The 226-nt window shown below is 35.0% G+C and carries 1 protein-coding gene; it reads right to left on the bottom strand.

All coding sequences use genetic code 11. The features are described 5' to 3' along the window. Positions 1 to 226 (bottom strand): hypothetical protein (locus DMB71_RS00040; RefSeq protein ID WP_162614718.1); only part of this gene is annotated, 226 nt, incomplete at both ends.

Here is a 226-nt window from a genome sequence, read left to right as displayed (position 1 = left end):
TATGTCAGTGATATTTTTGTTCTTATCGGCAATCATATTTCCGTTATCATCATAACTGTAATCATCTCCAATTTTATTGACATCGTTAAATCCGCTGGTGTTATTGGAATTATCTTCAACTTTAGACAGTTGGTTTGAGTTTGCCAGATAAGTATAAACTAAATCGTCCATATCTAGATTGCCTACTTCAGGGTCGTAATCTCCCTTGCGGATCAGCTTCATTATA

It is taken from the genome of Flavobacterium tistrianum, assembly GCF_003254545.1.
In the GTDB taxonomy this organism is placed as follows: Bacteria; Bacteroidota; Bacteroidia; order Flavobacteriales; family Flavobacteriaceae; genus Flavobacterium; species Flavobacterium tistrianum.
This window is presented reverse-complemented; position numbering and strand designations above follow the sequence as displayed.